Below are 13,962 nucleotides of genomic sequence, written 5' to 3'. Positions count from 1 at the left end.
CGATATTTCGGGATAGTTTCTCATGCGCTGGGTAAACCGCGAACCGGATCGCAAGCAGCGCCTCGCGCTGGGTGCCGTGCCGATCCTGCTGCTGGTGATCGTCTACCTCTTCGCCGCCTATGCACGCCATGCGGTGAACCCGGTCGACAAGATCCTTCCGCTTCCCTCCGGCATGGCCACCGCCCTCTGGTCGCAGATGACCAAGACGGATGTACTCTCCGGCACGGTGGTGTTCTGGGCCGATACCCTCGCCAGCCTGCAACGGCTAGGTCTCGGGCTGAGCATCGCCACTCTGATGGCACTGCTGGTCGGCCTCGTCCTCGGCGCCCTGCCCCCTGTCCGTGCCACGTTCGGCCCGCTCGTCACCGGCATTGCGGTGATCCCGCCGATCGCACTCCTGCCGATCCTCTTCGTAGCTTTGGGTCTGGGAGAGACCGCCAAGGTCGCACTGATCGTCATCGGCATCGCCCCGGTTATGATCCGCGATGTCGCTGGCCATGTGGGGACTTTACCACGCGAGATGCTGGCCAAAGCGCAGACCTTGGGCGCGGGAAGCTGGCAAATCCTCATCCGCGTCGCCCTGCCCCAGGCCATGCCCCGCCTTATCCTAGCCTTGCGCCTCGCGCTTGGCCCGGCATGGGTGTTCCTGATTTCAGCCGAAGCCATCGCCTCCGATGTCGGCCTTGGCTACCGCATCTTCCTCGTCCGCCGGTACCTCGCGATGGACGTGATCATTCCCTACGTCGCATGGATCGCGCTACTCGCCATCGCCATGGATTGGGGCCTCAACACCCTCAGCCGCAAGGCGTTCCCCTGGGCACACGGAGAGAAGCATTGAGCGCGCTCCTTTCCCTTCGAAACGTCTGGGTCGAGTATGGTGACCGCATCGTCCTCGAGAAGGTCGATCTCGACGTTGCCCAAGGCTCGTTCGTCTCGGTCGTTGGCCCCTCGGGCGCGGGCAAGAGCACGTTCCTGCGAGTCGTGCTCGGGCAGGAAGTGCCCTCGCAAGGCTCGATCACGCTCAATGGAGAGCCGCTGGCGCGTGAATGCGGCCCGGATCGCGGCGTTGTGTTCCAGCGCTACTCCGTATTCCCGCACCTGACCGTGCTGCAGAACACCATGTTCGGCCTCGAATGCACCAAGGCGCCGCTGCTGGCCCGCCTGTTTGGCAGCGCCAGGAAGGCCGCCGAGGCCGAGGCCATCGCGATGCTCCAGTCGGTGGGCCTGGGGGACAGCCTTTACCTTTACCCATCGCAGATGTCGGGCGGCATGCAGCAGCGTCTTGCCATCGCGCAGGCCCTGATCATGCGCCCGCGCATTCTCCTGCTAGACGAGCCCTTCGGAGCGCTCGATCCCGGCATCCGCGCCGACATGCACGTGCTGATACGCAAGCTGTGGCAGGACTTCGGCCTGACCATCATCATGGTCACGCACGATATCAAGGAGGCCTTCTCGCTCGGCACCCGCGTGCTCGCGCTCGACAAGCGCCGCCACGATCCTCACGCTCCGCACCGCTATGGCGCAACGGCGGTCTACGATCTGGAGCTGCGCAAGGACGAGCCCGCCCCCGAACCAGAAACCGAAGCGGCGTGAGGGTGGCGACCATGAGCACCGAACCCGCCAGCCTTGCCCGCCTCAGCATGAGCCTGCCCGCGGACCTGTTCCGCAAACTCGACATGATGGTCGAGGAGCGCCAGCTCCCATCGCGCTCGCAGCTGATCGCCGAACTGATCCGCCACGCCCTCGCCGCGCATGAGGCGCTGACTCGGCCCGAAGAGATGCTCGCGGGCACCATCACGCTCGTCTATCGCGGAGACCGGGGCCGCGTCCGCCAGCAGCTGGCGGGCACGCAGGCCGATTTCCAGACCGAAGTGATCTCCACCCAGCACGTCTTCCTCAAGGATGACCAGTCGCTGGAAGTCCTGCTGGTGCAGGGCCCCGCCGCCCGGCTCAAGGGTCTTGCCGATGCGCTGCGCCGCGTGCGCGGCGTCCAGCAACTCCAGCTTGTCACCACCACCGCCTTGCTGCCGCCTCTGTCAGAGGCAGGCCCCGGATCGAAGAAAGGAGCGGCCGCATGACCGACGCCCCCACCTCTACATTAGCAAACCCCAACGCCGCCCGCGACCATGCCCGCTCGATGGCTGGAACGGTTGTGGAAGCGATGCCGATCCTCCCGCCTGTGGCGAGCGACCTTCCCGAAGGCGTGAACGCCGATGACCTGCTCTGGGAAGAAACGGTCGCCTCCGGCGGCTATGCGACGCGCCGCATTGCCCGAGGCACCCGCCTGCGCCTGATCGACGTCAAGGGCGACGCCTGCGCTTCGCTCAACCTCTTCAACGCCGAAATGCCGACCGAGCGGTTGAACTTTGCCGATACGGTCAAGGTCCAGTGGAACGCCTACCTCGGCACCGGCAAACTCCTGCTGTCCGACATGGGCCGCGTGCTGATGAGCATCGAGGCCGATGATGCCGGCACCCACGACTGCTTCTGCGGCACCTCCAACGCCGCAACCAACGCCGCCAAGTACGGTGAGGGCCGCAACAGCGGGGCCTATCCCAACGGGCGCGACCGCTTTCTGCTGGGCGCGGCCAAGCACGGCCTCGGCCGCCGTGATGTCCACCCCTGCGTCACCCTGTTCAAGGGCACCCGCATCGAGGACGACGGCACCATCACCCCGCTTGTCGGCCCCTATGCCCCCGGCCGCAGCGTGGTGCTGCGCGCCGAAATGGACGTGATCGTGGTTGTCGCAAACGTCCCACATATCCTTGATCCAAGGCCGGAATACTCCGTCACACCACTGCGCCTCACCGCATGGCGCGGGCCCTTGACCACCGAGGCCGACCCGATCCGCAACGCGACGCCGGAGGGCCAGCGCGCCTTCCTCAACGTCGAAGACTTCTACCGCCGCTGAAAAGGACAGGCCTCATGACCGATCCCCACCTCTCCGGCCTTTCCGGCAGCATCGTCCACGACGAAATCGTCCCCGCCCGCGCGCCATGGCTGCATCACGTGAAGAAGGGCGAAACGCTGCGTATCGTCGATCTCGAAGGTAATCAGGCGGTCGATTTTCTGATCTACAGCGCTGCCGACGATTCCGAACGCTACAGCGCTCAGGATACCGTGGCAGCGCAGGGCAACCTGTTCCTGCGCGAAGGCACCCGCCTGCTGTCGAACGAAGGCCGCTCGCTGATGACCATCACCGGCAGCGCGGTCGATTATCATGACACCATCGGCGGCGCATGTTCCTGCGAATCCAATACCCTGCGTTACGGACATCACACCAAGTCGCAGCACGCCTGCGTCGAGAACTTCCTCGAAGCCAACCTTTGGGAAGGCCGTGGCAAGCGCGACATCGTCTCGAACATCAACTTCTTCATGAACGTGCCGGTAGAGGCTGACGGCGCGCTGGGCATCGTCGACGGCATTTCCGCTCCCGGACTCACCGTCGACCTGCGCGCAGACATGGACGTGATCGTCGTCGTCTCGAACTGCCCGCAGATCAACAACCCCTGCAACGCGTTCAACCCCACCCCCGTCCGCATGATCGTGAGCGCATGACCGTCCTTCCTGCCTTCGACACCGTTCTGATTGCCAATCGCGGCGCAATTGCCACCCGGATAATCCGCACCTTGCGCAAGATGGGCCTGCGCTCGGTCGCGGTCTATTCCGAGGCCGATGAAGCTTCGCTCCATGTCGCGCAGGCTGACGAGACCGTGTGTATCGGTGGCGCGCGGTCTTCGGAAAGCTACCTCAACATCGCCGCGATCATCGATGCGGCAAAGCGCACCGGCGCGGGCGCAATCCACCCGGGATACGGCTTCCTATCCGAAAACACCGAATTCGCCGCCGCCTGCGCCGAAGCGGGCATCATCTTCATCGGCCCAACGCCTGACAACATCCGCACTTTCGGCCTCAAGCACAGCGCGCGCGAACTTGCAGCAGCCCACGGCGTGCCCCTCGCCCCCGGCAGCAACCTGCTGACCAGCGAGGACGAAGCCCTCGCCGCCGCCGAGACAATCGGCTTTCCGATAATGCTCAAGGCGACCGCAGGCGGTGGCGGCATCGGCATGCGCGTGTGTGAGACCGCTGACGACATTCGCGAAGGCTTCGCCGCGGTCGCCCGCTTGGGCCAGAGCAATTTCGGCGATGCGGGCGTATTCCTCGAGCGCTTCGTCCGCCGCGCCCGCCATGTCGAAGTGCAGATCTTCGGTGATGGCCAAGGCCGAGTCGTCGCCTTGGGTGAGCGCGACTGTTCGTTGCAGCGCCGCAACCAGAAGGTCGTCGAAGAAGCCCCGGCCCCGCTTCTGCCCGAATCCGTGCGCAAGGCCCTTTACACCGCCGCGATCCGCCTGGGCGAAGCGGCGCGCTACCGCTCGGCAGGCACCGTAGAATTCCTCTACGATTCCGAGCGCAAGGAGTTCTTTTTCCTCGAAATGAACACCCGGCTGCAGGTCGAACACGGCGTAACCGAAATGGTCATGGGCGTCGATCTTGTCGAGTGGATGATCCGTGGGGCGGCCGGGGATTACAGCTTTCTCGCCAGTGCCCCCACCACGCCGAGCGGCCACTCGGTCCAGATCCGCCTCTATGCCGAGGACCCGGCGCTCGATTACCGCCCGACCTCGGGCACACTGACCTGTGTCGAATTCCCATCAGACATCCGAGCCGAAACCTGGGTCATGGCCGGCACCGAGGTCAGCGCGTGGTACGATCCCATGCTTGCCAAGCTGATCGTTCACGCGCCCACCCGCGCCGAGGCCGTCACTGCAATGCAGGAGGCGCTGGCCAAGTCCCGCGTCGATGGAATCGAGACCAACCTGCGCTGGTTGCGCAGCGTCGTCGCCGCGCCTGCCTTCAATTCAGGTGAAGTCTCAACTGTTGCGCTCGAAGACGTTGTCTTTGCACCGCAATCGATCCGCGTGATCAGCGGCGGCACCGCCACAACCGTTCAGGACTGGCCGGGCCGCCAGCACCTCTGGGCCGTGGGCGTGCCGCCATCAGGACCGATGGACGACCAATCCTTCCGCCTCGGCAACCGCCTGCTCGGCAATCCCGAAGGCACTGCGGGTCTGGAGATGACCGTCACCGGCCCCACCTTGCTGTTTTCGGCCGACGCAACCCTGTGCCTCACCGGCGCGGACTTCGGGGCAACTCTCGAAGGCAAACCGCTAACTCCAGGCCAACTCTTCGAGGCAAAGGCAGGGCAAACGCTCAGCATCGGCAGGGCAGCCGGAGGCGGTATGAGGGGTTACCTGCTCGTCGCCGGAGGCCTCGACATCGCCCCCTACCTTGGCAGTCGCAGCACCTTCGAGCTGGGCCAGTTCGGCGGCCACGCCGCTCGCCGTCTCGTTGCCGGAGATGTCCTGCATCTCGCCAATGAACCGACCGACGCCCCCCTCGCCCCGCCCCCGCTGCCGTCGCTCCCGACCGACTGGTGCGTGCGCGTGCTCTATGGCCCACACGGCGCGCCGGACTTCTTTACCGAAGACGATATCGACATGGTGGTCACCGCCGAGTGGCAGGTGCACTACAACTCCAACCGCACCGGGGTGCGCCTTGTCGGCCCCAAGCCCGAGTGGGCGCGGCGTGATGGCGGAGAAGCGGGGCTGCACCCGTCCAACATCCACGACAACGCCTATGCCATAGGAGCGGTGGACTTTACCGGCGACATGCCGATCATCCTCGGCCCTGACGGGCCCTCACTCGGCGGCTTCGTCTGCCCCTTCGTGGTGATCGCGGCGGACCTGTGGAAGATTGGCCAGCTCGTTCCCGGAGACCGCGTGCGCTTCGTGCCGGTGACCATGGCCGAAGCTGTTGCAGCTGACGAAGCGCAGCAGCATTACCTCGAAACGGGCAAGAAGCCCGGCTCCAGCCGTACTTGCGACACTGCGACGCAGACCCCGATCCTCGGCGAAGTACCTGCAGCAACCGGACGTCCGCGCACGGTCTATCGGCAACAGGGCGATCGCAACATCCTCGTCGAGTACGGCCCCATCGTCCTCGACCTTGAACTGCGTATCCGCGTCCACGCACTGATGACCGAACTCGAGCGCATGGCGCTGCCCGGCGTGATCGACATCGTTCCCGGAATCCGCTCGCTCCAGTTACATTACGACGGGCGGCAGTTGACGCAGGCCGCTGCCCTCGCCGCCCTGATCGCGGCGGAGGAGCGTCTTGGCGATCTCGAGGACTTCGCGATCCCCTCGCGCATTGTCCACCTGCCCTTGAGCTGGCGCGATCCGGCCACGATCGAGACGATCGAGAAATACATGAGCGCCGTGCGCGACGATGCGCCGTGGTGCCCGGACAACATCGAATTCATCCGCCGCATCAACGGCTTGCCCGACGTTGCTGCGGTTGAGAACCTGATCTTCGAAGCGAGCTACCTCGTAATGGGTCTCGGCGATGTCTACCTCGGCGCACCGGTTGCCACCCCGGTCGACCCGCGCCACCGCCTTGTCACCACCAAGTACAACCCGGCGCGCACCTGGACCCCGCCGAACGTCGTCGGTATCGGCGGCGCCTACATGTGCATCTACGGCATGGAAGGCCCCGGCGGCTACCAACTGTTCGGCCGCACCGTGCAGGTGTGGAACACGCATCGACAGACGGCAGACTTCATCGAGGGCAAGCCGTGGCTGCTGCGTTTCTTCGACCAGATCCGCTTCTATCCGGTCAGCGCAGAGGAACTGGCCGAATGGCGCCGCGATTTCCCCAGCGGCAAGCGCGCACTTCGGATCGAACCCTCCGAATTCCGCCTGTCCGACTATCGCAGGTTTCTGGCCGACAATGCCGAGGCCATTGAGAGCTTCGAGGCGAACCGCAAGGCCGCTTTCGACGCCGAGCGCGCCGAGTGGGAGCGCCGTGGCGAGTTCGACCGGGTCAACGCGCTGACCGAAAGCGAAGCCCCGGCTGAAGATGCGGTTGACGTTCCGGAAGGTGCCGACCTGATCGAAGCCCCATTCGGCGGCAGCGTTTGGAAACTGCTCGTCCAGCCCGGCGACACCGTACAGGCGGGCGAGACCATTGCGGTGATCGAGGCGATGAAGATGGAATGTCCGGTCGAGAGTCCGGGGGCCGGAACCATCGCCGCGCTCTACATAAAGGAGCGTCAATCGCTCCAGCCCGGAACCCCGATGCTGGCCCTGCGGAGGAGCGCATGACTCTGCTCGACCGCCGCAGCGCAGCCGCCCTCGCCGCCGGAGTCAACTCGGGCGCAGTAACCGCAGTCAGCGTGATCGAGGAAACCCTCGCCCGCATCGCTGCATACGATGAAATCCAGCCGCAAGTCTGGATCAGCCGGGCCTCGGCAGAAAGTCTGTTGGCCCAAGCCAGTGCCATCGATGCCCGCGTGGCGACAGGCGAAGTCCTGCCGCTGGCCGGCGTCCCCTTCGCGGCCAAGGACAACATCGACGTCGCTGGCCTTGAAACCACCGCTGCCTGCCCCGCCTTTGCCTATGCCCCACAAAAAGACGCAACCGTCATTGCCCGCCTGAAGGCCGCAGGTGCGATTTGCGTGGGCAAGACCAACCTCGATCAGTTCGCCACCGGCCTCGTCGGCACGCGCAGCCCCTTTGGCATCCCGCGCAACGCCTACAACCGCGACTACGTCAGTGGCGGTTCAAGCTCCGGTTCGGCCATTGCCGTTGCCGCAGGGCTTGTGCCCATCGCGCTGGGCACTGACACGGCAGGTTCGGGCCGCGTGCCCGCTGCGTTCAACCACCTGATCGGCTTCAAGCCCACCAAGGGTCGCTGGAGCACCAAGGGCCTCGTCCCCGCCTGCCGCTCGATCGACTGCATCACCGTCTTCGCGTCCGACACCATCGACGCAAGGCTGGTCGATCATGCGGTCGCCGGGTTCGACGCAGGCGATCCGTGGTCGCGCCAGCTTTTTGAAACGCCACTCAGCCCCAAGCGCATCGGTGTCCCCCGCCGCGACCAGCGTGCATTTTTCGGCGATAGCGAGTCCGAATTCTTGTACGACCGTGCTCTGGCCACGCTGGCCGAACAGGCTGATATCGTGGAAATCGACATCGCCCCGCTGCTCGAAGCAGCCCAGTTGCTCTACGGCGGCCCGTGGGTGGCCGAACGCACCGCTGCCATCGCCGAACTGCTGAAAGACAATCCCGAAGCGATCGACCCAACGGTACGCATCGTCGTCGAAGCCGGGTGGGACAAGACTGCGGTAGAACTGTGGAACGGCATCTACCGCATGGCCGAGTTGAAGCGCCATGCCGACCAGCTGTGGGAATGCGTGGACATGCTCGCCTTCCCCACGACCGGCACGACCTATCGTGTGGCCGAACTGGCGGTGGCCCCTGTAGCCCTCAACAGCAACCTGGGCTTTTATACCAACTTCGTGAATCTGCTGGACATGGCCGCCGTCGCGGTCCCGGCAGGCGTGCGCCACAATGGCTCGGGCTTCGGCATCACGCTGATTGGCCCCGCAGCAACCGACCGCGCCCTGCTCGATGCCGCCGATCAGTGGCTGGGCGCTGCCAACCTCACTCCCCCACCCCCGCTCGATCTGGAGGGCAAGATGCAGACCGTGAAACTCGCCGTTGTCGGAGCCCACCTCGAAGGCATGCCGCTGCACTGGCAACTGACCTCGCGAGACGCCAAATTCGTCGGTGCCTTCGAGACCGCGCCCTCCTACAAGCTCTACGCCATCGCAAACAGCGTGCCGCCCAAGCCCGCGCTGGTGTTTGACGAAGGCGGTGCGGCGATCAAGCTCGAGGTCTATGAACTTGGCCTCGCCGAGTTCGGCAGCTTCACCGTCGAAGTGCCGGCGCCGCTTGCCATCGGCACGGTCACACTGGCGGACGGCAGCAGCGTCAAGGGTTTCGTCGCCGAACCGCGTGCGCTGGCCGGAGCGGAGGACATTACGCACCTTGGCGGATGGCGCGCCTACATCGCCTCGCGTAGCTGATTGGCCGGAAGGATTTCTCCCATGCTCCGCACACTGCTCCTCGCCGCCGCCGCTCTGGCCCCGACCTTCGCTCACTCGCAGGTCGAACAGGCGCAGACCGTACCCGGCTTTGCCGATTTCCTCGCCGTCGATGGCGATGCGGTCTGGGCCACCAATCGCGGCAAGGTGGAGAAGTGGTCACGCAACGGCAAGCTCGCCGAAGTCGCCATAGCAAGGCCCTGCGGTGCAATGACCGTGGCGTTCGGCTCGCTCTGGGTCGCCAATTGCGCCGATGGCTCGCTGGTCCGGATCGATCTGGAAACCGCGAAGATCGTCGCTTCCATTCCCACCGGCATCGCCAACCAGAAGCAGGGCGAACTGATCGTGGCCAATGGCGCAGGCTCAATCTGGCTGGCGAGCAAGCCCGAGGGCGCCGTCGCGCGCGTCGATCCTGAAACCAACACCGTGGTCGCCTCGATCCCCGTCGATCCCGATACCTGGTACGTGACCTTCGGCTATGACGCCGTCTGGGCGGTCAGCGCCACCAAGCAGACGCTGCAGAAGATCGACCCCAGGACCAACACCGTCGTCACCCGCGCCTCGCTCGGAACGATGCCCGGCTTTCTCGCCGCAGGCGAAGGCGGCGTGTGGGTGCAGGAACAGGGCGATGGCACCCTCGTCCGCGCCGATCCGATTACTGGCCAAGTGGTCGGCCGGGTCAAGGTCGGCGCGAACCTCAAGTGGGGCGATATCGATACCGGCGACGGCAAGGTCTGGCTGCGCACCACCGACGATCAGGTTTGGGCCGCGATCGATCCCAGAACGATGACCGTAGCCCAGCGCGGCGGCAAGCCTGCCGGAAGTGGCGCGCTGCGCTATACGCCGAAGGGCATGTGGACCTCTGCGCATGACGTTCACACTTTATCCTGGTGGCCGGTTTCCGGGCTGAAGGCGCTGCCGAAACCCTGAATGCGACGAAGCGGGATTGCGCAAGCGGCAAAGTCGGGCAAGATAGCCACTTGAGCCGTCCGGTTGGCGGAGAAGGCCAAGGGAATCAGGGGCATGGCGTCGGACCGCCGACAGCGCGAGACGCAACTGTTCGGCCATTGGCCGTTTTCGCTATGTCATGCCCTGCTGGGACGCCCCATTCCGGGCATAGCCACTGCGTTGTTGCTCGTCGGCACGGCGTTGGGCGTGCGCCTGATGATGGGTGACCCTGCCCCCGCGCCACTGCTGGCCTATTATCCGGCCATCGTGATCGCAACCTTCCTCGGCGGCCGCATCGCCGGATACTCCGCAACTGTGCTGGCTTGGGTCCTGGCATGGTACATGTTTGTGAGGCCATCAGGCGGCGTTGAACTGAGAGATGGCGCTGGAATCGCTCTGCTGGTCTTCGTACCGTCGACTGTAATCGTGCTCGAAGTGGTCCACGCGCTCTGCACCAGCGCGATGGACCTCATCGCAGCAAAGCAGCATCTCGAACGGGATGGCGAATGGCAGGCCGAACAGCGCGCCCACCTGCTCGGCGTGATCGACGAACTCCAGGCGATCTACGACGAGGCCCCGGTCGGCCTCGGCCTGCTCGACGCCGACTTGCGCTTTGCCCGCATCAATTCGGCACTTGCCGAAATGAACGGCTTTACCCCCGAAGACCACATCGGCCGCAACGTATGGGATTTACTGCCCGATCTCAGGGCATCGGCCGAACCGCTGCTGCGCACCGTGCTCGAAGGCGGCGAAGTGATGCGCGGGGTCGAGATTTCGGGCGAGACACCAGCCCGGCCAGGCGTAAAGCGGACATGGTCCGAAGTGTTCTATCCGGTCCATGGCCCGGATGGTCAGCGCCGTGGCGTCGGCATCTTCTGCGTGGAGATTACCGACCTCAAGCAGGCGCGCGAAAGGGAAGACCTGCTGACTCGCGAGGTCGACCACCGCGCCAAGAATCTGCTCGCCGTGGTACAGTCGATCGTCCAGATGATGAAGGCGCAAGGCTCGGTCGCCGAATTCAAGGAGGCGCTGATCGGCCGCATCGCTGCAATCAGCCGCGCGCACAGCCACCTTTCGGAAAACCGCTGGGATGGCGTGAAGCTTCAGGCTCTCATCGCCGACGAGCTGACGCCTTATGGCATCGCCGTCGACCTCGACCCTGTTGTCAACGATCTCGTGCTCAAGTCCAGCACTGCCCAAGCGATGGCCATGGTCCTGCATGAACTCGCCACGAATTCGGCAAAGTATGGTGCGCTGTCGGCCAACGGCAGTGTCGAGGTGCTGTGCCGTGCGACCGCGCTGGAGGAAGAGGCCTTGGTCATGCAATGGCGGGAATCCGGAGGTCCCTCTGTGACCGCCCCCAAGTCGCGCGGCTTTGGCACGCGCCTGATCGAACGCTCGGTCACCCACGGCATCGGGGGGAAGCTGGACTACCGGTTCCTCCCCGAAGGCGTGTTCTGCCGCATCAGCATCCCGCGTTCTGCGCTGGGCTAAGGCAGGATTGCCTCAAAATCCCGCGTTTGCGGTGTCCAGTATCCTGCCAATGGTCCGTTTGCGCTGAAGATTTCGGTTGCTGCCTGCGCGGGGGTATCAGCGCGCGCGACGATGGGGGTGAGTTTGTCGGCCATGGGATCGTCGACCGGTCCGTTGGCACCAGACAAGTGGTGTATCCACGCGCTGATGCCTTGGAGGATAGCAGGGCAGGTCCTGCCTTGGGCGGCGGTTGCGGCGAGGGTTTCGAGCCAGCGCTGGGGGATCTTCTGCGATCCGTCCATGGCGATCTGGATCAGACGGTGGTTGAGGCAGGGGTTGGCGAAGCGGGCGATCAGCGCTTCGGCGTAGGCGGCAAGGTCTTGTCCGGGAGCGGGCGTGATCGTGGGGGCGGCTTCCTCGCGCATCAGGCTTGTGGCGAGTTGCCGCAGGGCCGGGTCGGCGATAGCCTCGTGGACGTATTCGTAGCCTGCCTTGAGCCCGCAATAGGCGAGCAGCGAATGAGCGCCGTTGAGCATCCTGAGCTTGGCGGTCTCGTAGGGGCCGACTTCGGATACCAGCTGCGCGCCAACCGCTTCCCAGCGCGGGCGCGGGCCCGCAAAGCGATCCTCGATCACCCACTGGCTGAACGGCTCGGTCACCACGCAGGCATCGTCGTTCAGACCGCCCAGCGCCTTTGCCACCATTGCCCTGTCTTCGTCCGTCGTGGCAGGCACGATGCGGTCGATCATCGTCGAGGGACAGGTGCAGTTTGCCTTGAACCATGGCACAAGATCAGGCTCGTGCCGCGCGAGGTACTGCAGCATCAGGCTCTCAAGCTTCGCGCCATTGTCGGCAAGGTTGTCGCAGGACAGCAGCGTCACGCCGCCAAGCCCGGCCTTGGCCCTCGCCAGCAGACCTTGCGTGACGAAGTAGTAGAAGCTCAGGGAGTGCGCGAGGTCGAAGTTGAGAGTGCCGTCAGCGCTGCGGCAATAGCCCTTCTCGGTCACCGTCAGGCTGACGATCTGCGTTGAAGGCGCGGCGACCGCGGCAATTACCGCGTCAGGCTCCTCGCTTGCCACCAGCACGTTGCGCACCGATCCGACGATCCGCAGCCTCGCGCCCTCGGCGCTCTGTTCGGCAACGGTGTAGAGCCCGCCTTGCGGGTTCATCTGCCGCGCCACGCCTGCCGAGCGGAGCGAGATGCCGGTGATGGCCCAATCAGCATCACCCTCATTCCCGTTATCCAGATTCAGGGCCGCATCTGTGTACCAGGCCTGATGCGCGCGGTGGAACGCGCCGATGCCGAAGTGGACGATGCCGACCTTCTGCGCTTCGCGATGGTAGAGCGGGCGGGCAACCTCGGCGGGCAAGGCCGCCAGCGTGCCGGGCGACAGGCGCTTCACAGGTTATAGGCCTTCTTCGCCAGGTTGTACGACAGGTCCTGTGCCAGCTCCGCCGCTTCCCAGTCCTCGATGCGGTGCTCGGCGACCAGCTCTGCCAGAAAGCCGCAGTCGATGCGCCGGGCAACGTCGTGTCGGGCCGGGATCGAGAGGAAGGCGCGGGTATCGTCGTTGAAACCGACGGTGTTGTAGAAGCCCGCCGTCTCGGTGGTCATGTGGCGGAAGCGCTTCATGCCCTCGGGGCTGTCGTGGAACCACCATGCCGGACCGAGCTTTAGGCACGGGTAATGCCCGGCCAGGGGCGCGAGTTCGCGGGCATAGGCGCTCTCGTCCAGCGTGAAGAGGATGATCGAAAGATCGCGCTCGTTGCCGAACCTGTCGAGCAGCGGCTTGAGCGAGTGGACAAAATCGGTCCGCATCGGGATGTCGGCGCCCTTGTCGCGGCCGAAGCGATCAAACAGCGCGGCGTTGTGGTTGCGGAAGGAGCCGGGGTGGATCTGCATGACGAGGCCGTCCTCGAGGCTCATGCCCGCCATCTCGGTCAGCATCTGCGCGCGGAACAGTTCGGCGTCGGAAGAATGGAAGTTCCCAGAGGCGACGCGATCGAACAGCGCGGCGGCCTCGCTGGCGGATAGGTTGGCAGTCGCGGCCGTCGGATGGCCATGGTCGGTGCTCGTCGCGCCCATCGACGCGAAGAACGCGCGGCGCTGACGGTGCGCGGCAAGATAGCCGGTCCAGGTGCGGCAATCCTCGCCGGTCAGGTGGGAGAACAGGTCGAGGTTGGCTTGAAAACCCTCAAACTCGGGATCGATCACCGGATCGGGGCGATAGGCGGTGATGACCTTGCCCTGCCACCCGTCGGCGCGCGCGTTTTCGGCGCGGATCGCGGCGTGGTGCTCCAATGTGTCGAGCGGGCTCTCGGTCGTGGCGATGACCTCGATGTTGTAGCGATCGAACAGCGCGCGCGGGCGGAACGCGTCCGTGGCGAGCATATCGGTGATGGTGTCGTAGTAGAGGTCGGCCGTCTCGGCACTCAGCTGCACGCCCATGCCGAAGGCCTCGGCGAAGACCCAGTCCAGCCACATGCGCGAAGGCGTGCCGCGGAACAGCCAGTAGCGCTCGGCAAACAGCCGCCACGCCGCGCGCGGGTCCACGCCCTTGTTGCGCACGCCGAGATCTTCCAGCGCCACGCCC

General features: G+C 65.1%; 11 protein-coding genes. 9 read left to right on the top strand and 2 right to left on the bottom strand.

Features of this window, described 5'->3' with window-relative positions; translation table 11 throughout:
* Positions 1–22 precede the first annotated feature (22 nt).
* From IQ25_RS19125 to IQ25_RS19085, 9 genes are all read left to right on the top strand, one after another.
* Positions 23–838 carry an ABC transporter permease gene (locus IQ25_RS19125; protein WP_144907886.1) on the top strand — a complete coding sequence of 272 codons (816 nt, stop codon included), beginning with the start codon at positions 23–25 and terminating at the stop codon, positions 836–838.
* Positions 835–1,593: an ABC transporter ATP-binding protein gene (locus IQ25_RS19120; protein WP_144907885.1), complete on the top strand. Its 759-nt coding sequence runs from the start codon at positions 835–837 to the stop codon at positions 1,591–1,593. Before IQ25_RS19125 ends, IQ25_RS19120 begins: the two co-directional genes overlap by 4 nt.
* Positions 1,594–1,604: 11 nt before the next feature.
* Entirely contained in the window at positions 1,605–2,078 is a 474-nt protein-coding gene (locus IQ25_RS19115) for a CopG family ribbon-helix-helix protein (RefSeq protein WP_144907884.1), read from the top strand.
* On the top strand, positions 2,075–2,911 hold the full coding sequence (locus tag IQ25_RS19110; RefSeq protein WP_144907883.1) for an urea amidolyase associated protein UAAP1: 837 nt from the start codon (positions 2,075–2,077) through the stop codon (positions 2,909–2,911). Before IQ25_RS19115 ends, IQ25_RS19110 begins: the two co-directional genes overlap by 4 nt.
* Positions 2,912–2,925: 14 nt before the next feature.
* Positions 2,926–3,558 (top strand): urea amidolyase associated protein UAAP2, encoded by a 633-nt coding sequence (locus tag IQ25_RS19105; protein ID WP_144907882.1) that lies wholly within the window; start codon positions 2,926–2,928, stop codon positions 3,556–3,558.
* On the top strand, positions 3,555–7,163 hold the full coding sequence (uca, locus tag IQ25_RS19100) for an urea carboxylase (RefSeq protein ID WP_144907881.1): 3,609 nt from the start codon (positions 3,555–3,557) through the stop codon (positions 7,161–7,163). Before IQ25_RS19105 ends, uca begins: the two co-directional genes overlap by 4 nt.
* Positions 7,160–8,929 carry an allophanate hydrolase gene (atzF, locus tag IQ25_RS19095; RefSeq protein WP_144907880.1) on the top strand — a complete coding sequence of 590 codons (1,770 nt, stop codon included), beginning with the start codon at positions 7,160–7,162 and terminating at the stop codon, positions 8,927–8,929. Before uca ends, atzF begins: the two co-directional genes overlap by 4 nt.
* 21 nt (positions 8,930–8,950) lie before the next feature.
* A complete protein-coding gene (locus IQ25_RS19090; protein ID WP_144907879.1) occupies positions 8,951–9,877 on the top strand; it encodes a Vgb family protein in 927 nt (308 codons plus the stop codon).
* A gap of 93 nt (positions 9,878–9,970) precedes the next feature.
* Complete coding sequence (locus IQ25_RS19085; RefSeq protein WP_144907878.1) at positions 9,971–11,389, top strand: sensor histidine kinase; 1,419 nt, start codon at positions 9,971–9,973, stop codon at positions 11,387–11,389.
* On the opposite strand, the gene IQ25_RS19080 is transcribed toward IQ25_RS19085, so the two are convergent.
* The gene (locus IQ25_RS19080) at positions 11,386–12,771 is read right to left on the bottom strand and encodes a mannitol dehydrogenase family protein (protein WP_258537075.1); all 1,386 of its coding nucleotides are present in this window, start codon (positions 12,769–12,771) and stop codon (positions 11,386–11,388) included. The two genes, IQ25_RS19085 and IQ25_RS19080, sit on opposite strands and share 4 nt — an antisense overlap.
* Positions 12,768–13,962, bottom strand: a 1,195-nt coding sequence (uxaC, locus tag IQ25_RS19075; protein WP_144907877.1) for a glucuronate isomerase, incomplete at its 5' end; no start/stop codon positions are given. The genes IQ25_RS19080 and uxaC, both read right to left, overlap by 4 nt.

It is taken from the genome of Novosphingobium taihuense (assembly GCF_007830315.1).
GTDB classification, from domain to species: Bacteria; Pseudomonadota; Alphaproteobacteria; order Sphingomonadales; family Sphingomonadaceae; genus Novosphingobium; species Novosphingobium taihuense.
This window is presented reverse-complemented; position numbering and strand designations above follow the sequence as displayed.